22 protein-coding genes are annotated in these 16850 nt (G+C 57.3%); 8 read left to right on the plus strand and 14 right to left on the minus strand.

Annotated features, from left to right (window positions below):
* Positions 1–3 precede the first annotated feature (3 nt).
* The 3 genes from GTU67_RS11960 to GTU67_RS11970 all read right to left on the minus strand — a co-directional run bounded on the left by GTU67_RS11960 (position 4) and on the right by GTU67_RS11970 (position 1977).
* Positions 4–753, minus strand: a complete 750-nt coding sequence (locus GTU67_RS11960) for an RES family NAD+ phosphorylase (protein WP_185780299.1) — start codon at positions 751–753, stop codon at positions 4–6.
* Entirely contained in the window at positions 753–1124 is a 372-nt protein-coding gene (locus tag GTU67_RS11965; protein WP_185780300.1) for an MbcA/ParS/Xre antitoxin family protein, read from the minus strand. Before GTU67_RS11965 ends, GTU67_RS11960 begins: the two co-directional genes overlap by 1 nt.
* 76 nt (positions 1125–1200) lie before the next feature.
* A complete protein-coding gene (locus GTU67_RS11970; protein WP_185780301.1) occupies positions 1201–1977 on the minus strand; it encodes a glycosyltransferase family 25 protein in 777 nt (258 codons plus the stop codon).
* 305 nt (positions 1978–2282) lie between these two features.
* On the opposite strand from GTU67_RS11970, the gene GTU67_RS11975 reads away from it, so the two are divergent.
* Both GTU67_RS11975 and GTU67_RS11980 read left to right on the plus strand, forming a co-directional pair.
* Positions 2283–4592, plus strand: coding sequence for an autotransporter outer membrane beta-barrel domain-containing protein (locus tag GTU67_RS11975; RefSeq protein WP_185780302.1), 2310 nt, complete (start codon positions 2283–2285; stop codon positions 4590–4592).
* 251 nt (positions 4593–4843) lie between these two features.
* Positions 4844–5302 (plus strand): hemerythrin domain-containing protein, encoded by a 459-nt coding sequence (locus GTU67_RS11980; RefSeq protein WP_185780303.1) that lies wholly within the window; start codon positions 4844–4846, stop codon positions 5300–5302.
* A 1-nt stretch (position 5303) separates the two neighbouring features.
* On the opposite strand, the gene GTU67_RS11985 is transcribed toward GTU67_RS11980, so the two are convergent.
* Positions 5304–6047: an ATP-grasp domain-containing protein gene (locus GTU67_RS11985; RefSeq protein ID WP_185780304.1), complete on the minus strand. Its 744-nt coding sequence runs from the start codon at positions 6045–6047 to the stop codon at positions 5304–5306.
* A gap of 396 nt (positions 6048–6443) precedes the next feature.
* On the opposite strand from GTU67_RS11985, the gene GTU67_RS11990 reads away from it, so the two are divergent.
* The 3 genes from GTU67_RS11990 (at position 6444) to GTU67_RS12000 (ending at position 8038) form a co-directional block, all read left to right on the plus strand.
* Positions 6444–6725, plus strand: coding sequence for a type II toxin-antitoxin system RelE/ParE family toxin (locus GTU67_RS11990; protein WP_185780305.1), 282 nt, complete (start codon positions 6444–6446; stop codon positions 6723–6725).
* Between the two features lie 17 nt (positions 6726–6742).
* Positions 6743–7036: a HigA family addiction module antitoxin gene (locus tag GTU67_RS11995; RefSeq protein ID WP_185780306.1), complete on the plus strand. Its 294-nt coding sequence runs from the start codon at positions 6743–6745 to the stop codon at positions 7034–7036.
* Between the two features lie 75 nt (positions 7037–7111).
* Positions 7112–8038 (plus strand): DMT family transporter, encoded by a 927-nt coding sequence (locus tag GTU67_RS12000; protein ID WP_185780307.1) that lies wholly within the window; start codon positions 7112–7114, stop codon positions 8036–8038.
* Between the two features lies 1 nt (position 8039).
* On the opposite strand, the gene GTU67_RS12005 is transcribed toward GTU67_RS12000, so the two are convergent.
* Positions 8040–8972 carry a LysR family transcriptional regulator gene (locus GTU67_RS12005; protein WP_185780308.1) on the minus strand — a complete coding sequence of 311 codons (933 nt, stop codon included), beginning with the start codon at positions 8970–8972 and terminating at the stop codon, positions 8040–8042.
* Between the two features lie 90 nt (positions 8973–9062).
* Between GTU67_RS12005 and GTU67_RS12010 the strand changes: the two genes are divergently transcribed.
* The 3 genes from GTU67_RS12010 to GTU67_RS12020 all read left to right on the plus strand — a co-directional run bounded on the left by GTU67_RS12010 (position 9063) and on the right by GTU67_RS12020 (position 11177).
* Positions 9063–10034 (plus strand): bile acid:sodium symporter family protein, encoded by a 972-nt coding sequence (locus GTU67_RS12010; protein WP_185780309.1) that lies wholly within the window; start codon positions 9063–9065, stop codon positions 10032–10034.
* A 503-nt stretch (positions 10035–10537) separates the two neighbouring features.
* Positions 10538–10879 carry a type II toxin-antitoxin system RelE/ParE family toxin gene (locus tag GTU67_RS12015; protein ID WP_249417694.1) on the plus strand — a complete coding sequence of 114 codons (342 nt, stop codon included), beginning with the start codon at positions 10538–10540 and terminating at the stop codon, positions 10877–10879.
* The gene (locus GTU67_RS12020) at positions 10857–11177 is read left to right on the plus strand and encodes a helix-turn-helix domain-containing protein (RefSeq protein ID WP_185780310.1); all 321 of its coding nucleotides are present in this window, start codon (positions 10857–10859) and stop codon (positions 11175–11177) included. Before GTU67_RS12015 ends, GTU67_RS12020 begins: the two co-directional genes overlap by 23 nt.
* Here the strand turns inward: GTU67_RS12020 and tatC are convergent, their stop codons facing one another.
* From tatC to hisH, 9 genes are all read right to left on the minus strand, one after another.
* On the minus strand, positions 11178–11942 hold the full coding sequence (gene tatC, locus GTU67_RS12025) for a twin-arginine translocase subunit TatC (protein WP_185780311.1): 765 nt from the start codon (positions 11940–11942) through the stop codon (positions 11178–11180).
* Entirely contained in the window at positions 11939–12511 is a 573-nt protein-coding gene (tatB, locus tag GTU67_RS12030) for a Sec-independent protein translocase protein TatB (protein ID WP_185780312.1), read from the minus strand. The genes tatC and tatB overlap by 4 nt, the downstream gene beginning before the upstream one ends.
* A 45-nt stretch (positions 12512–12556) precedes the next feature.
* On the minus strand, positions 12557–12787 hold the full coding sequence (gene tatA / locus GTU67_RS12035) for a Sec-independent protein translocase subunit TatA (protein WP_185780313.1): 231 nt from the start codon (positions 12785–12787) through the stop codon (positions 12557–12559).
* A gap of 74 nt (positions 12788–12861) precedes the next feature.
* Positions 12862–13227: a histidine triad nucleotide-binding protein gene (locus GTU67_RS12040; protein ID WP_185780314.1), complete on the minus strand. Its 366-nt coding sequence runs from the start codon at positions 13225–13227 to the stop codon at positions 12862–12864.
* A gap of 221 nt (positions 13228–13448) precedes the next feature.
* The gene (locus GTU67_RS12045; RefSeq protein WP_185780315.1) at positions 13449–13784 is read right to left on the minus strand and encodes a phosphoribosyl-ATP diphosphatase; all 336 of its coding nucleotides are present in this window, start codon (positions 13782–13784) and stop codon (positions 13449–13451) included.
* A 148-nt stretch (positions 13785–13932) separates the two neighbouring features.
* Positions 13933–14409 carry a phosphoribosyl-AMP cyclohydrolase gene (gene hisI / locus GTU67_RS12050; protein ID WP_185780316.1) on the minus strand — a complete coding sequence of 159 codons (477 nt, stop codon included), beginning with the start codon at positions 14407–14409 and terminating at the stop codon, positions 13933–13935.
* Between the two features lie 135 nt (positions 14410–14544).
* Positions 14545–15396, minus strand: coding sequence for an imidazole glycerol phosphate synthase subunit HisF (hisF, locus tag GTU67_RS12055; protein ID WP_249417695.1), 852 nt, complete (start codon positions 15394–15396; stop codon positions 14545–14547).
* On the minus strand, positions 15393–16142 hold the full coding sequence (gene hisA / locus GTU67_RS12060; protein ID WP_185780317.1) for a 1-(5-phosphoribosyl)-5-[(5-phosphoribosylamino)methylideneamino]imidazole-4-carboxamide isomerase: 750 nt from the start codon (positions 16140–16142) through the stop codon (positions 15393–15395). Before hisA ends, hisF begins: the two co-directional genes overlap by 4 nt.
* Positions 16143–16191: 49 nt before the next feature.
* On the minus strand, positions 16192–16848 hold the full coding sequence (hisH, locus tag GTU67_RS12065; protein WP_123659615.1) for an imidazole glycerol phosphate synthase subunit HisH: 657 nt from the start codon (positions 16846–16848) through the stop codon (positions 16192–16194).
* Positions 16849–16850: the final 2 nt, after the last annotated feature.

Genomic DNA, 16850 nt, shown 5'->3' on the forward strand with positions numbered 1-16850 from the left:
ACGTCAGGCGGCCGGGAGCGGGAAATGGCCGTCGACCAAAAAATGCGCTAGCGGGTACGTGTACAGACCTGGCTCGTCAAGCCGTTTGAAAGCGGTATGTGTGGCTGTAACCTCGCAAAACCAGGCCTCTTTGTACAAGGGCTGCGTGTTGCCAAAGGCCTGTGGGGTGAAAAGTGCAATGCAAGTTCCGCCCTCAGGGTCTCGTGCTGACATGTATTCAAAGGCTTCAACACCGGCCAATCGCATGTCGGCGCCAAGTTGTTGGCTTTCTTCGTAGCGGGTGGGGTGGGTAAGTACGCCAGCATATTGCGTGAAGGGTGGATGCTGTAGCCTGACCCCCTGTTGCGTTTTGTAGCTGGCGCCAAACATCGTGTGTTGTGACTGCAGCTTGGGGTTTGGTGGTGGCGCATCGATAGAATGCCAGAATACAAACCGGTAGTATGCCGCTTCGGCCAGGGCGGTTTCGACACGGGTAGCGCCGTAAAACAGACTGGGTTCGTGGCGCTGACCAAAACGTGAGCCCCACGGCAGAGGCGGGTAGCGAAACGGCGTTCGCAACAAATAATGCAAGGCCTGGCTGCCCTGGGGGTAGGGCGGCTTGGTCTTTTCAAGCAGGTCTTCCAAAATGCCCTGCTCTTCAAGCGTGTCGACGTAATTGCGCGTGGCAATTTGCTCTTGGCTTTCGACCAGGCGGTGCAGGGTGCCGTGTATGGGGCCAATGTGTGTGGCGCCGTTGCATTGCGCCCAAATCATTAAACTTTACCCCTGATACTGTCGACAAATTGCAAAACCGTAACCAGACCCTGAACCGTTTTGATCTGTTGGGCGGGTATGCCGCCGGTTGCCCAGTTAGGCGAAGTCATGAAATGATGCGCCCAGGCCGGGTCGCCGCCGGTAAGGGCATACAAGGCCCTGGCTAACCGGACAAGTAATAATGCCAGTTCACCCTGTTTTGATTTGGGGTCGAGCTCCCCGTTGCCCTTTAAGCGACTGACGGCTGTGCGATGCATGCCAATGACATCGGCCAGATGCGACTGGTTAAGGCCCAGTTGTTGAGCGGCGTTGATGACCGCCTTGGCTAAAACGGTGTCAGGGGTAACTTGCGGTTGGCGATGTGCAGACATAACCACCCTTTGGTTGTGATATTTGCACTTAGTCTATATTAATTGTGCATCTAGCACAATTGGTGTAACCCGCTGGCTAGCGCACGGGCGGGTGCTTGGGCAGGCGCCGGACCAGGATGTTTTCGGTGACGACCTTGTCCCAGACGCGGTGGACGGGGGCAAGCAGTTTGGTGGGGCGGGCAACGGGCTGGTTGATGGGGGCGGTTTCGGCGGCCGGGTCGCAGGCCCAGACGGGGTTGGGCGTTAACGCCCACAAGCGGAAGATGTCTTGTTCGACAAAGCCTTCCCAGTGGTCGGCGCTTGTCCAGACCGGGTATTGGGTTTTAACCAGGTTGTGGCAGGCCGCGTTGGTAATAAAGTACCCGCGCGACTGGCGCACCGTACCGTAAGGCCGCATCATTTTGAAGGGTGTGCTGCCAATGTCGCGGCGTTGGCTGCGGTAGGCCTGGGCCACATGCGTTAACTGCACCACGACCGGTTCGTACGAGCCAAACAGGTGCTCGAGGCTTTCGCCGGATTTTGTGTCTAGCAATTGCACCAGCGCATCGCTGACATCGGCGTCTTCTTCAAGAATGACGGCGCCGGGCAGGTGGTGGTTAAGAATATGCCGGTAAACATTTAAATGGCTAAGCGCCACCGAAACGTTGGTGGGCGTCAGAACGTCACCGTATTCGGACTTGTTTTTTTGCGCATTGACATACGACCCAAGGTTGCGTTCGGTGATGTTGCCGCGTTCGACCATGGGAAAAAATGTAACACGCAAACCCTTGGCTTCGAGGCGAGCGCGTATGGGCTCGCGGTGCGCGGCCTCGTCGGAAGAGCTCAGAACAAAGCAGGGTAGCTGGTACGACATGGTGTCGGTGCCCGTCGGGTTTTGTTACGGTTTTAGGGGTATTGTAATCCTTTGTGCGTGATTGTCGCAGAAAGTTCCCCGAAAATCGCCCGGCCAGATGGCCTGTGGGCGTCTGGCTGGCGGTATAAAATTTTTTTTGGCGTGTTTATTGTTATTTTTTTATGGTTTTTACCTGACGCGCGCGTTTATCTTTCAGGAACAAAAATGTCTATAGGTGTTTTCACATTGTGATAATTACCAGAATAGTCATAATGCGCGTAGTTTGTCACACCCGTGGCGGGCGAATCCACTTAAGGACACCATAGATGAGAACAGAAAAAAAGCTGTGGCGGTGCAAGGGGTTGGTTGTTGGGGCGGGCGCTGTAATGTTGCAGGCGTTATTGGGCGCGCAAATGGCATGGGGGCAAATGCAGTCGGCATCTGCCCCCGCTTTTTTCCCCGACGGGGTATGGGAAATTCAGGCTGCCGATTACGTCAGCGCGACCGATTTCCTGATTGGCGACACGGCATTGCTTGATGTTGCCGACGGCACGCAGGCGACGCTGGCCGGGCGCATTGGCAATGCACTTGGCTCGCTCGATGGCCTGATCAAGCTGGGGGGCGGCGCGCTGACACTAACCGGCGACAACAGCTACCGGGGGGTGACGCGCGTGTTGCAAGGCGGGCTGGTGGTTGGCGTTAACGGGGCGGTGGGGCCGGGCATACAAGCCAATACGGGTGCCACGCTAACCTATGCGCCCGGCGTTACGGTGGCCAGCAATGTGCAGTTCGACGCCATCGACATGACCACGCAGCCTGTGCCGCCGGTGTATCGGGTGAATGATCCTGCGCGTAGTGCTGCGGTCAGTTGGCATGTCGACAGCGGTCAGGCGACACATGACGGCATTGTGTCGGGCGCGGCTGCCTTCGAGAAAACCGGAAACGGCCGCTTGGTTTTGGCCAAAGATGCCTTGGGCTATACCGGCGCGGCCGTGGTGCGGGCGGGCACCCTGGCCGTTAACGATTGGTTTGGCGGGTCGGTGCAGGTGGCGTCGGGTGGCCGGTTGGAAGGCACCGGCTCGATTGCGTCGGTGTGGGTGCGCGATGGTGCAACCCTGGCGCCCGGGGCCAGTATTGGCGTGCTGCGCGTGCCGGGCAATGTGCGTTTCGACGAAGGGTCAACGCTGTCTATCGAGGTCGAGGCCGATGGCCGGCACGACGTGCTGGCTGTGGGCGGCCAGGCCGTGTTGGCCGGCAACGTTCAGGCCCTGGCGGGCGCGGGCGACTGGAAGCCGTCAACCTCGTATCGGTTTTTGACGGCCGACGGCGGGTTTGATGACACCCGGTTCGACGGCGTCACCAGCAATCTGGCGTTTTTGACGCCGCTGCTGGCCTACGATGAAACGTCGGTGTCTTTGACGCTGGCCCGAAACGATGTTGCGCTGGGCGACCCGGCGGTTACTGACGACGAAGACGCCGTGGCCGACATTATTGATGCGCCGCCTGACGGCGTGCCCGGTGTAAAAGACTTGCCTCAGGTGTACGACGCCATTGTCGTGTTGGACCGCGATGGCGCACGCAGCGCGTATCGTCAGTTGGCGGGGGCATGGCCGGCCACGGTGCGCGCAGGTGCGCTGGACGACAGCCGGTTTGTGCGCGAAGCGGTAATCGGTAGCCGGGCGTGGGGGGAGCGTGGCAACAAAGTGTGGTCCAGCGCGTATGGTGCGCAGGGCTCCGGGCGGGCCGCGGGTAGCGTCGGTGATTTTCATCGGTCGTTGCGCGGCTTTACGGTGGGCGTCCGGCATTTGGTCAACCACCTGACGGAAGTGGGTGTGTTTGCAGGGGCCGACACACGCCATATGCGGCAAACGGCGGCGCCCGATGGCACACTGGTTTTGGCGCCTTCGGGGGGTGACGACCTTCCGGGTGGCCCAAATAGCGGTGCGTCGGCCGATTCGGTTGGCAATGCCGTAATTCGTGGCGGTGGTGCCGACACGCGCATTAATAGTCTGCATGTCGGGGCCGACGTGGGCGCAGTGCGCGGCCCGGTGCAGGTTGACGCCGGTTTTTCGGTGGCCTGGCATACGTTTAAAACGTCGCGTTCCCTTGAAATCGGCCGCTGGCGTGATGCCCTGCGTAGCGTTTCAAACAGCCGAAGCATGCAGATTTTTGGTCGACTGGCGTTGCTGGCGGGCTTGTCGCCCTTTACGGGGTTGTCTCCGTTTATAGAGGTGGCGCTGGTGCACAGTACAACTAACGCCCACACCGAACAAGGCGGTGCAGGCGCGCTGAGTTACGCACGCGCTCAAGACTGGGCCGCGTTCAGCGTGTTGGGGTTGAAGGCGTCGCATGCGTTTAAAACGGTAGGCGGTTTGGGTATGTTGCAGGCCGAACTGGCCTGGCGCTATGCGTATGCCGACCGCCACTTTAAGTCGCGGCAGTCGTTTCGTGATAGTGCGCGCGGCACGACGTTTACGTCGCACGGCCATGGCATTGCCGCGCACGCCCTTAAAGCTGCGTTCACGGTGTCGACCCCGGTGGGCAAGCACAGCGTGCTGCAGGCTGGTTATTCGGGGCTGCTGTCACCCGGCCGGCGCGACCATGGCTTTAACCTTAAGTTTCGGCACTATTTTTAAAGTGTAAAGGCAACTGTCGGGGAGCGGGGCGCTAAAGGTGTTGTCCGCGAGGGTACGTGCGCCTTCTGCCCTCGGATATGCGAGGTTGCATGCTCGCTGGGCGGGCGATCTTTTGATTGCTCTGTGTTCCAGTCGTGTATAGCCCGAAATCCGGAACCCGAAACACAGCGCGTTCGTCGCATGTTTTGCCCCGGCAATTGCCGGGGTTTTGCTATTATGGAAGCCATTATCGAATTTGCCGAGTATTCGTCATGCAGACCGCCGCCCCACAAGACCTGACCTGGACCGATGCCTTTTTGGTGGGTTTCGACCCGATGGACGTTACCCATCGCGAATTCGTGGATATTCTTGGCGCCCTGCTAAAGGCCGACGACGATCAGATACTGGGGCATTTGCAGGCGCTTGTCGAGCATAGCGAACGCCACTTTTCGCAAGAAGAGCACTACATGAACAGCACCGCGTTTCCCGCGCGCGAATGTCACACTAACGAACACAATGCCGTGCTGGGGTCGATGCGAGAGGTTGCTGCGTACCTGCAAAACGGGGGCGACCCGTCTGAAGCCCGGCGCCTGGCAGCCGAACTGGCGCGCTGGTTTCCCAGCCACACCGACTACCTCGATGCTTCTTTGGCGCAGTGGGTGGCAAAAAAGCAGTTAGGTGCGGTACCTATTGTGGTGCGCCGGGGCATGGCCAACCACGACGCCGATTAGCCTAGAACAAAGACACATGCCCGGGCTGAATAAGCTGTATCCAGCGGTCGCGCAGCATGTCCAGGTAGCTTTCCGGGGCCAGCGTGCCCGGGTAAAAACCCAGGGCCCACGCGTCGTTCATGGTCACCAGGGCGGTTTCGCCGTTTTCTAAAATACCCACGTCCAGGGCGTAAGCAATGGGGGCGTCGAAAGCCAGGTCTGACACCATTCGTGCCACGGTATTGCGTTCGGGCGCCGGGGCAGAATCCAGCCCTTTGTCGTAGCGGGCCGCGCCCTTGATCATCCCGCGGTGCACGTAAAACCGCCATTCGCTTTGCCACGACACGGGTGGCGCATACCAAACCGGAAAATCGTTGGGCAGGTTGCGCAGCAGCTCAACATCGCTGCGGGCCGCCAGCTCGGTGGGCGGCGCGTTGTAGTTTTCGGTGGTCAGCCGGTCAATTTGCTTGACCTCTTCCATGCCGTAGACCCCGCCCCTAAAAGCCTTGGTAGACACGGCAGGTTTCACAAACCATTCACCCTCGGCGGGCAAGTCGCCCTTACGGCAGGCTTTAATGTCGCGATGCAGCCATTTTTGCAAACGTTTGGGGTAGTTAAGCGCAGCAGGCACCTTGATACCCGTCACCATCATGGCTTGCCGCATGAATTCGACCGAACCCACTGGCGTTGCGCCCTGCTTGAATGCCGCCGCCGCGCCCTCCAGCTGGTCGAGCGTCGCTCGCGCATGCGGCCAGTTACGTGTCATGCAAGTTGAAATGCAGGTAAGTATTTCAACGGAGCTGGGGTTATCGGGCGTGGCCTGAACGACAAATCTGCGAAGCATGGCAAGAAAGGAAGGGGTTAAGTGAACGACGGGGTTTAGTTCATGCCGAGTTTACCGTGAATTGTGTTTGACCGAGTGTCTGCAATACCGGTACAAAGCCGTGTCAATTAGGGGCATTGCCAGTGTTGCGCATGGCGGTTGTACAGGCCGTCGCACAGGTTCTTACCGCTGCGGCTGCCTTAGTCGCTCGTTTGTAATGCCGGTGCAGCGGGTAGATAGTTTTGACCTGCGCAGCATTGCTGAGTATGCACCGCCAAGCGTACGCTGTTCGTTGACGAAATTCCTTTTTTGTATCTAGTATAGATACAGGATATAATAATGATCAAAAGCTTCCGCCACAAAGGTATTCAGTTATTTTTTGAAACGGGCTCCAAAGCAAAAATTCAGGCGACTCATGCGGCAAAGCTTCAGCGGCAGCTTATGGCGTTGAGTCGAGCAGCATGCCCAGACGATATGGATGTGCCGGGTTGGCGGTTGCATCCATTGCGCGGGCTTGAGTTTCAAGGCCAATGGTCGATTTGGGTAAATGGCAATTGGCGACTTGTGTTTATGTTCGATGGGCAAGATGCCATTGTGGTTGATTACTGTGACTATCATTAAAGTGTCGGGTAAATAATATGCAGATGCATAATCCACCTCATCCGGGCAGTATTCTTAAAGACGATGTGCTGCCTGAACTAGGCCTTACGGTGACTCAGGCCGCCGGCCAGCTTGGTGTGTCGCGTGTTCAGTTTTCGCGCTTTATTAATGGGCGCGCCGGCGTAACTCCCGACCTTGCGTTGCGGCTATCGAAATGGATCCCCGCGCCCAGTGCCATTATGTGGTTGCAAATGCAGGCCGATTACGACCTGTGGCAAGCCGAGCACTCCGGCCGAACATTTGACGTTCAGCCCGCACGCACAAGCCTTTGACGCCTACCCTTTTCTTGTGCGCTTTGCTATGGTTACACCCTGAACAAAACAACAATCGATATTGAAGGGTGGGAGATGGATTCACGTAAGGCAATTGATACCAGCGCCGTTGGCATCATGACGGTGCTGTGCATGATTTGGGCGTTTCAGCAAATTGCCATCAAGGCGGCAGGGCCCGATATTGCGCCTATTCTTCAAATTGCCTTCCGGTCGGGTATTGCCATTGTCCTGGTGGGCTTGCTTATGCTCTGGCAACGCGTGCCGGTGTCGTTTGCCGACGGCACGTGGCGCCCGGGGTTGTTGGTGGGTTTTTTGTTTGCCCTCGAGTTCTTGCTGATGGGCGAAGGCCTGCGTTACACCACGGCCTCGCACATGACGGTGTTCTTGTATACCGCGCCTTTTTTCGCCGCCATTGGGCTGCATTGGCGCTTGCCCGAAGAACGGCTGGCGCCTGCCCAATGGGTAGGCATTCTGGTCGCTTTTATTGGCGTGGCAGTGGCGTTTTTTGGCCCCGACAACAGCGACAACCCCCGTCAGGCCGCCGACATGCTGTGGGGTGACTTTTTAGGCTTGCTGGCCGGCGCTGCCTGGGGGGCGACCACCGTGGTCATCCGGTGCTCGAAGTTGTCGAACACACCGGCTACGCTGACCTTGATGTACCAATTGGTGGGGGCGTTTGTCTTGTTGCTGGTGGCTGCCGTGGCATTGGGCCAGGCCAGTGTTAACCCAACGCCTGTTGCCATTGGCAGCGTCCTGTTCCAAGGCATTGTGGTCTCATTCATTACCTTCCTGACCTGGTTCTGGCTGCTACGAAAATACCTTGCTTCTCGCCTTGGCGTCTTCTCGTTCATGACCCCGATGTTCGGCGTTATCTTTGGTGTGTGGCTGCTGAACGAACCCCTGGACACCAGCTTCCTTATTGGCGCGCTGCTCGTGGGTATTGGTATCGTCACCGTCAGCGGCTACGGCTGGTTTGTGCAAGTACTTAAAAAGCGGGCCTAGTTCACAGTGATTTGCGTCGCTGCATTGTTTGCTGCGTGCTCAATTTCACGATAGTCCATAGCGTGCTGGCCAGTGGTGCCAGCGTTTTGTTTTTTTGCCGTGCGAGCATGACGCGACGGTGTCTGATTGGCCTGGGACAAACGACCGCTAATCCGGGCAGCCCGGTTTCGGGGACAGCCAGGCTGGGCACAACATTTATGCCCAAACCGGCGCGAACCATCTCGAAGCCTGTCGTCACATGGCCAACCTCTTGTACCACTTGGTGTCGGACGTCCTGCCGACTTAGCACTTCGTCGATCAGGCGGCGGCTGCCCGAGGCTCGGTCTAGCAAAATAAGATCTGAGCCAGATAAGTCGGACCATCCGGGCGTCTTGTGACGGCCATTTTTAGGGCGAACCAGGGGGTGGTTTTCAGGGCAAACGACCACAAACGGGTCGGTTAGAAGGGTTTCGCAATCGAGCTCTCGCATGGTCGCCGAGTCGGGCTCAACGATAATGCCGAAATCGACCTCACCCGTCAGGATGCTGTTCAGGACATTTTCTTGAATGCGATCGAGCAATATCACGTGCAGCCCGGGTTCTTGTTGGGCACAAAGTGCAAGGCAGTGTGGCATGAGTGCCGCCGACAATGTGGGGCTGCTGGCTAGTCGAACTTTGCCTACGCGGTTGTGTGCCCAGCTATGCAGTTCATTCAGGGTATTTTCAAGCTCATCGATCCAGCGAGGCAGGCGTTGGGCCAAAATTTGCCCCGCTTGGGTCAGTTGCACATCGCGGGTGGTGCGATCGAACAGGCGCAGGTCTAGTTGGTATTCGAGTTCGTTGATGGCGCGACTAACTGCCGGCTGTGTTAACCCAACGAGTTCGCCGGCTCTGCTGAAGTTGCGTTCGGCCGCCACAGCGCGGAAAACCTGCAACTGTTTAAGACTAATGTTCATCCATGCTCAGTATTAATTTATGCAAAAATATTATAAATAGATCAGATAAATTAATTTCATTATTTTTTGAAAGTGGCGTTCAATAGCGTCATGAAACGCGCTCCCTTTCTTCCCGATAATTACACGTTATTGTTGGCTGTAACCGTGGTGTTGGCCAGTTTGCTGCCGGCGTCCGGATTGTTTGCAGTCGTCCTGAAATACGTCACAACAGCAGCAATTGCACTGTTGTTTTTTTTGCATGGCGCTAAATTGCCGCGTCAGGCAATTATTGATGGGCTGACACACTGGCGCTTGCACGCATTGATTTTGAGTTGTACGTTTGTTTTTTTCCCCTTGATGGGGTTCATTCTGCGCCCGGTGCTATTGCCGTTGGTCGGTTCAGAGCTTTATTTGGGTGTGTTGTATCTGTGCATGCTGCCGGCAACGGTCCAGTCTGCGGTCGCACTGACCGGTATTGCGGGGGGTAATGTGCCCGCCGCTGTCTGTAGTGCCTCGGTCTCGACGCTGCTGGGTATCTTGATTACGCCGTTTTTAGTTAATGGTCTGATTACGCCAACGACCGGTACAGGCTCGCCAATAGACTCCGTCATTAATATCTTCTTGCAGCTTATGTTGCCTTTCCTGGCCGGGCATTTTTTGCGCCCATATTTTGACAGCGCGTTTCGTAAGGCCGGGAAGGCGTTGTCTTTTGTAGATCGTGGCTCGATATTGCTGGTTATTTACAGCGCTTTCAGTGCGGCCGTGGTTGGGGGAATCTGGCAGCAGGTCTCCTTTGCAATGGTGGTAAGTCTGGTTGCAATAAGCCTGATATTTTTGTTCTTGGCGATGCTGTTTGTGTTTGGGCTAGCAAAGGCTTTTGGGTTTAGCCACGAAGATCAGGTAACTGCATTGTTTGGGGGTGCCCAGAAAAGTCTGGCCAGTGGCGTGCCGATGTCGCAGGTACTGTTTGTGCCGTCGGTCGCCGGGGTCATGGTTTTACCGTTGATGATCTTTCATCTGCTGCAGCTAGTGGTTAGCTCGGCTTTAGCCCAACGCTGGCATCGCCAGCGCAAAGGGCTATAGCGCACAAGATGTTAATTTCAACTTTTTTGGGGGTGCCATGACGGCCGACTGGAAGCAGCTAAGTGTTGCCGAGATCGAGCGGCACTACGACCAAGGGCTATATGCCGCCAATACGCGTGAGGTAAATCAGTGGTACACACAGCAAAGTAGACGTGATGGATACGCCGATACAGTATCCATTTTAAGTAGATGTAGCGCCGGTGTAATACTGCCCCACCGGAGGTGCGGGACGAAAAGCTGGACTCCTTAGGAGATCATTTGTATTCGTCCGCACCTCCCGAGCAAAAGATGGTATTGGGGATACGCCTACCATTTGTGTTGGTCTTCGCTAGCCTTAGCCCCACGCCGGGCGCCACAAAAATATCTCGCATCAAACCTGCGGGTGTTCGCGTGTAGCGCGACCGGTGTCAGTAAGATGAATCAACCGGCTATTCCGGCCGGATATTCGATCTTGGGAAATAAATCAGAAGTGATTTCATTATGAATCAATTTTGATTTAATATATGGCATTGAAAAAGCGATTTAAACGCCCCTTCATGCAATACGTCAAGAAAGCGCCCCGGCCGCTTCAGCTTGTTATTGCTGACGAAATTGAGCGAATTTCTGACGCTCCCGAAACAGGTCAACTTAAAGCAGGCGATTTGGCGGGGATGCGTGTACATAAATTCCGTTTTAACCGACAAGAGTTTCTGTTGGCTTATGAGTGGCAATGCGACCCCCAGGCTGGGGGCGATCTGATTTTTTATCAAATCGGACCGCATGAAAATTTTTACGATGATTTAAAGAGATACTTAAGGCACGGGATTACGTCCGGAGAGTTGCATGAACCCATACCCTACCGCTGAAACATTGTTTGAGGCTTTGAGTCTATTGTCGCCAACTGAGCGTGAGCGTTTCTTTTCGCTGCTGGCCAGGCGGGCATTTGGCGACGAAGACTACACCTACGAGCAAACTTTCGGCGATTTGGATGAGGCCTCGTTTTCGGCCCAAGAGGCAGCAGACTACCTTGAGGTGTCATTGCCGACGTTGCGTCGGTATGTGCAAAGCGGGCGGCTGGCCCCGGCGCGGGTGGTGGGGCGCAGCCAGATGTTTGCCACGACCACTTTGCAGCGCTTCAAGCAAGCGCTGCGTATGGTTAAGTAATTATTCGGTAGCTTCGGCGTTTTCGGCGTCGGCGCTTAGTGGTTTCATGCGGCTGGCCACCAGCAGGCCTACTTCAAACAGCAGGCATAAGGGTACGGCCAGCATGAACTGGCTGATGACGTCGGGTGGCGTTACGATGGCGGCAATAACGAAAGCGCCCACAATAACGTAGCCGCGCGCACTGCGCAGCTTATCTACTGTAGTAATGCCCGTTTTAACCAGCAGTACCACGGCAATGGGTACCTCGAAGGTCAGGCCAAAGGCCATGAACATGGTGATGACAAAGCTGACGTAGGCTTCGATGTCGGGCGCGGGGGTGACCGATTCGGGAGAAAAGCCGGCAATGAATTCGAAGACGGTTTTGAAGACGACAAAATAGCAGAACGCCATACCCAGCAAGAACAGCAGGGTACTGGACAAAATAAGGGGCAGGGCCAGGCGTTGCTCGTGTTTGTACAGCCCCGGGGCTACAAACGCCCAGGCCTGGTACAGCACCACGGGCAGGGCAATAACAAACGCCGCAAGCAGCGTTACTTTTATTGGCACCATAAAGGGCGTAATTACCCCGGTGGCGATCATGTTGGTACCGGTGGGCAACGACGCCAGCATGGGCTGGGCCAGCGCGTCGTAAATGGCCGATGCGCCCGGGTACAAGAACAGTGCAATAAACACGACCAGAATCGCGCCGACGGCGCGAATCAGGCGGGTGCGTAATTCGATGAGGTGCGAAACAAAGGTGTCGGCGCTGCTGTCTTCAGTGGTCACGGCGTTGTTCCGGTGTTGCTGTTGGATGAGGCGGCGGGCGCTGCCGTTGCGCGCTTGGTGTCTTCTGGTGCGCTGGTGCTTGCAGGCGTATTGGGCGAAGCAGTGGCGCTGTCTTGAGCCTGAGGCTTTTGTGCTTGGCCTGATGCGCCGCTATTACCACTGGCATTGTTTGCCGGCGATGTATTGTCGGCAAGCGTTTTATTGTGGGCTTCGTTGGTCGCTGCGTCGGGCTCGTAGCCGTCAAAGTCAACCAACGAGCTTTGCAACGACTTGCCGGCGTTTTCGACGGCGTCGCGGGCGGCTTGCATGGGGTCTTGAATGGTGCGCGAGGCATCTTCAATAGACGCTTTTACCGACGAGGCCGCTTCGGTAAACTGGTTTTTGACGTCGTTTAGGTCGCCCGCGTCCATTTCGCGCTTGATGTCGGTTTTGACATCGTTGACGTAACGCTGGGCACGCCCAAGCAAGTGGCCCAATGTGCGGGCCACTTTGGGCAGGCGTTCGGGGCCGATGACGACCAGGGCAACAATGCCGATGATCATCAGTTCGGTAAAACTGATATCAAACATGACGGTTAACCGTTAAGGGTTGGGAAACACCGCAGACCCTGCAGATTAGGCGTCTTTCTTTTCTTTGGCCTGAACGTCGATGGTGTCGCCATCGATAGACTTTTGTGTGACGGATTCTGTCTTTTTGCCTTCTTCGGCGGCATCACCCATGCCTTTTTTAAACCCTTTGACGGCGCCGCCAAGGTCTTCACCCATGTTGCGCAGTTTTTTGGTGCCAAAAACCAGGGCGACGATGACCAGAACGATAAGCCAGTGCCAAATGCTGAAACTACCCATGTTGCTCTCCGTGCGGTGTAAACCGCGAATGTGTGTGGTGTAAGTGTTGTAGTTATGTGTGTATGTTGTGCGGGCTACGCGGCAGGTGCAACGCGTTGCGCCCAGGGGCGCGGGCCCCCAATAATATGAAAGTGCAGGTGCCCGACCTCTTGGCCGCCGTCGGCGCCGCTATTGGCCACCACGCGGAAACCGCCATCGGGCCCGGGCCGGCAACCGTTGTCGGCCGCAATTTTGGGGATGGCCGCCATCATTCTACCCAACCAGCCGGCATCGGCTTCGGTGATGTCTTGCATAGACGTGACATGGTGCTTGGGGATGACCAGCAAGTGCACCGGAGCGGCTGGGTTGATGTCGTGAAACACGAGCATTTCTTCGTTTTCGAAGACCTTCTTGGAAGGAATTTCGCCGGCGGCGATTTTGCAAAACAGGCAGGTGCTCATGAGTGTTGCTGAAAAATCTGTTTTAAAACCCGGGGTGGGGCATACGTTAAAGCCTAAGGCCAGGTTGACGCCAGGTTAACGTGCCGCCCGCCAAAACTTGAGTGTATACGATTGCTCTTTTTACCACAGCTAGGGTATGCGATAGGGCGTAAAGGTACTGCATAGGCCGGTGATGTGCGGCTGGCCGTTGCGGTGGGTAATCTGCGACCCAGATAACCCGCTTATTCGCTTCGCGCGGCTTTCTCGGCAATGCCCGAGGTGCCTTCGCGCCGGGCCAGTTCGTTCAACACGTCTTCGGGCCGCAGGCCATAGTGCGCCAGCGCCACCAGGCTGTGAAACCACAGGTCGGCGGTTTCGTAGATGATCTTTTCGCGTGACTCGTCTTTGGCGGCCATGACCAGTTCGGTGGCTTCTTCGCCAATTTTTTTCAGGAACGCGTCGGGGCCCTTGGACAGCAGGCGGGCGCTGTAAGACGCCGCCGGGTCACCCCCGTTCTTGGGCAGGCGGCTTTCCAGGGTGTCGGCCAGTCGGGCCAAAATATCGTTTGCTGTATTCATGACATGTTGTTCCAGAGCTATCGGAATGGCGCGTGGACTTGGCGCGGGCGTTTTTAATGCCGTGGCCCCTGCGCGTAGGTTAGGTTAACCCTTGCCGTGTGACTATGACTTGCTGTAGCAGTGGGCCGAGTCGCTAATGCGCCAGGAATTATTTGTAAATATGTTCCGGGTCTTTCAGGACGGGTTCGATGCTGTTCCAGACGGCGTCGTTGGGGGCGCTGTTGGGCGCTGCCCGTTGACCTGCGGCTGCAGCCGGCGCCGACAATACGTTGCCGACCCCAATCGCCTGGCCCTGGTTGTCGTCAAGCCGCCGGTAAAAGCAGCTTTCACGGCCGGTGTGGCAGGCAATGCCGCCGTCTTGCTTGACCTTCAACAAGAGCACGTCGGCGTCGCAATCCAGGCGTATTTCGCGCAGGTGCTGCACGTGGCCGGACGCTTCGCCTTTGCGCCACAGGCGCCCGCGTGAACGCGACCAGTACACCGCGCGGCCCGTGCGAACCGTTTCGGCCAGGGACTCGGCGTTCATCCAGGCCACCATCAAGATAACGCCAGTGTCAGCGTCTTGCGCAATGGCGGGAATCAAGCCTTTCTCGTCGAATTTGACGTCGGAAATCCAGGAGTTCATGTCAGATAAAGTGCTGCGTGATCAAAGTTGTACAAGGCGTTGACGGGTGCGGGTGACATCGCGACGGCAGTGAGGTGCCTATGCCTTGGGGCCTTGCGCAGATACACCGGCAGGCGGCGACACAAGGCGCCGTGCCTATAATCGCACCGGAATACCGTGTTGCGCCATCAGGGTTTTGGCTTCGCGCACGGTATGGTCGCCAAAGTGGAAAATACTGGCCGCCAGAACGGCGCTGGCACGACCGGTGGTGACGCCGTCGACCAGATGCTGCAGGTTGCCTACACCGCCCGACGCAATCACCGGCACCGGTACCGCGTCGGATACCGCACGGGTCAGTTCAAGGTCGAAGCCAGACTTCGTGCCGTCGCGGTCCATGCTGGTAAGCAGGATTTCGCCCGCCCCGTAAGCGGCCATTTTTTCGGCCCACTGTACGGCGTCGATGCCTGTGGCCTTGCGGCCCCCGTGCGTAAAAATTTCCCAGCGTGGAGGTTCACCCTCGGCAGACACGCGGCGTGCGTCGATAGCGACCACAATGCATTGCGAACCGTGATAATTGGCCGCTTCGCGGACCAGTTCGGGGTTGCTGACGGCGGCGCTGTTGATAGACACCTTGTCGGCACCGGCATTAAGCAGGCGCTGGATATCGGCCACCTGGCGCACCCCCCCACCGACGGTGAGCGGAATGAACACTTGCGACGCGACGGCCTCGATAATGGGCAGGATCAGGTCGCGGTTGTCGCTGGTGGCGGTAATGTCTAAGAAGGTCAGCTCGTCGGCGCCCTGTTCGTTGTACCGACGGGCGATCTCAACCGGGTCGCCGGCGTCGACCAGGCCCACGAAATTAACACCTTTGACCACACGGCCGGCGGTGACGTCGAGGCAGGGAATAATGCGTCGAGTCAGGCCGCTATCGGCCGGTGTGCCTGCGGCGGCCTTGGCGTTGTTGCCGGCACGGGCCGGCTCGACGGGCTCGGGCGTTGCGGTCATTCTGTCTCGCCGTTCAGTTCGTCGGCCAGGGCTTGCGCCGCGCCGAAGTCGAGCGTGCCTTCGTAGATGCTGCGGCCCAAAATAGCGCCCTCAACGCCTTCCTCTTCGACGGCGCACAGGGCTTCGATGTCTTTCAGGTCGGTGACGCCGCCCGAAGCAATAATAGGAATGCTGACGGCCTGGGCCAGCTTGACGGTGGCTTCGATGTTAACGCCCGACAACATGCCGTCGCGGCCAATATCGGTGTAGATAATCGATTCGCAACCGTAGTCTTCGAACTTGCGGGCAATGTCGTAAACGTCGTGGCGGGTCAGTTTGCTCCAGCCGTCGGTGGCGACTTTGCCGTCACGCGCGTCGAGGCCGACAATGATGCTGCCCGGGAAGGCGCTGCAGGCATCGCGCAAGAAGCCTGGGTCTTTGACTGCGGCGGTGCCGATAATGACATACGTAATGCCAATGTCCAGGTAGCTTTCGATGGTGTTCAGGTCGCGAATACCGCCGCCAATTTGCACGGGGATTTCGTCATCCATGGCGCGCAAAATAGATTTGATTGCGGTCAGGTTTTTTGGGGTGCCCGCCACAGCACCGTTCAGGTCAACCAGGTGCAGGCGCCGAGCCCCCTGGTCGAGCCATTCGGTGGCCATGGCGGCCGGGTCTTCCGAGAAGATGGTGGCGTCGGCGAGGTCGCCCTGGCGCAAGCGTACGCACTGTCCGTCTTTAAGGTCGATAGCGGGGATGAGAAGCATGATCTGAGTCAGTCAATCAAAAGAAAGGGTGGGAAGTTGGCGTAACCGCTTATGGGTTCCAGTCGACAAAATTACGATACAGACGCAGACCGGGGTCGGCGCTTTTTTCGGGGTGAAACTGCACAGCAAAAATGTTATCGGCAGCGACGGCGCAGGTAAAGGTCAAACCGTAGTGCGTTTGGCCTACGGTCAGGGCCGGGTCGGCCGGTTGCGCGTAGTAGCTGTGCACAAAATAAAAGTGGGTGCCGTCCTCAATGCCTTGCCACAGCGGGTGGGAGCGGGTGTGTTGTACCCGGTTCCAGCCCATGTGGGGTACCTTGAGCAGCTCGTGGGCCTGGTCGCCGTGCTGGCGCGATGAAGCAAACTGCGGGCCCTGAAATTTTTTGACTTGGCCGGGGAACAGACCCAGGCATGGTGTATTGCCTTCTTCGCTGGTGTCGAACAGCATTTGTTCGCCCACACACACGCCCAGCAGGGGCTTTGATCGGGCGGCTTGCAATACCGCATCGCGCAAGCCCGATTCGTTCAGGGTGCGCATGCAGTCGGGCATGGCGCCCTGCCCGGGGAACACAACGCGTGACGCGGCGGCGATGTCGGCGGCGTTACGGCAGATGCGTACGTCGGCATCGGGCGCGGCTGCTTGCAGGGCGCGGGCAACCGAGTGGAAGTTGCCCATGCCGTAATCAACAATGGCGATGGTATTCACGA

The sequence above is a fragment of the Pusillimonas minor genome, assembly GCF_014237865.1.
Classification (GTDB): Bacteria; Pseudomonadota; Gammaproteobacteria; order Burkholderiales; family Burkholderiaceae_B; genus Neopusillimonas; species Neopusillimonas minor.

Bases quoted from the DNA above. Each gene is read 5' to 3' on its own strand.
- GTU67_RS11960 (WP_185780299.1), bottom strand. From the start codon at position 753: ATGATTTGGGCGCAATGCAACGGCGCCACACACATTGGCCCCATACAC.
- GTU67_RS11965 (WP_185780300.1), bottom strand. From the start codon at position 1,124: ATGTCTGCACATCGCCAACCGCAAGTTACCCCTGACACCGTTTTAGCC.
- GTU67_RS11970 (WP_185780301.1), bottom strand. From the start codon at position 1,977: ATGTCGTACCAGCTACCCTGCTTTGTTCTGAGCTCTTCCGACGAGGCC.
- GTU67_RS11975 (WP_185780302.1), top strand. From the start codon at position 2,283: ATGAGAACAGAAAAAAAGCTGTGGCGGTGCAAGGGGTTGGTTGTTGGG.
- GTU67_RS11980 (WP_185780303.1), top strand. From the start codon at position 4,844: ATGCAGACCGCCGCCCCACAAGACCTGACCTGGACCGATGCCTTTTTG.
- GTU67_RS11985 (WP_185780304.1), bottom strand. From the start codon at position 6,047: ATGACACGTAACTGGCCGCATGCGCGAGCGACGCTCGACCAGCTGGAG.
- GTU67_RS11990 (WP_185780305.1), top strand. From the start codon at position 6,444: ATGATCAAAAGCTTCCGCCACAAAGGTATTCAGTTATTTTTTGAAACG.
- GTU67_RS11995 (WP_185780306.1), top strand. From the start codon at position 6,743: ATGCAGATGCATAATCCACCTCATCCGGGCAGTATTCTTAAAGACGAT.
- GTU67_RS12000 (WP_185780307.1), top strand. From the start codon at position 7,112: ATGGATTCACGTAAGGCAATTGATACCAGCGCCGTTGGCATCATGACG.
- GTU67_RS12005 (WP_185780308.1), bottom strand. From the start codon at position 8,972: ATGAACATTAGTCTTAAACAGTTGCAGGTTTTCCGCGCTGTGGCGGCC.
- GTU67_RS12010 (WP_185780309.1), top strand. From the start codon at position 9,063: ATGAAACGCGCTCCCTTTCTTCCCGATAATTACACGTTATTGTTGGCT.
- GTU67_RS12015 (WP_249417694.1), top strand. From the start codon at position 10,538: ATGGCATTGAAAAAGCGATTTAAACGCCCCTTCATGCAATACGTCAAG.
- GTU67_RS12020 (WP_185780310.1), top strand. From the start codon at position 10,857: ATGAACCCATACCCTACCGCTGAAACATTGTTTGAGGCTTTGAGTCTA.
- tatB (WP_185780312.1), bottom strand. From the start codon at position 12,511: ATGTTTGATATCAGTTTTACCGAACTGATGATCATCGGCATTGTTGCC.
- tatA (WP_185780313.1), bottom strand. From the start codon at position 12,787: ATGGGTAGTTTCAGCATTTGGCACTGGCTTATCGTTCTGGTCATCGTC.
- GTU67_RS12040 (WP_185780314.1), bottom strand. From the start codon at position 13,227: ATGAGCACCTGCCTGTTTTGCAAAATCGCCGCCGGCGAAATTCCTTCC.
- GTU67_RS12045 (WP_185780315.1), bottom strand. From the start codon at position 13,784: ATGAATACAGCAAACGATATTTTGGCCCGACTGGCCGACACCCTGGAA.
- hisI (WP_185780316.1), bottom strand. From the start codon at position 14,409: ATGAACTCCTGGATTTCCGACGTCAAATTCGACGAGAAAGGCTTGATT.
- hisF (WP_249417695.1), bottom strand. From the start codon at position 15,396: ATGACCGCAACGCCCGAGCCCGTCGAGCCGGCCCGTGCCGGCAACAAC.
- hisA (WP_185780317.1), bottom strand. From the start codon at position 16,142: ATGCTTCTCATCCCCGCTATCGACCTTAAAGACGGACAGTGCGTACGC.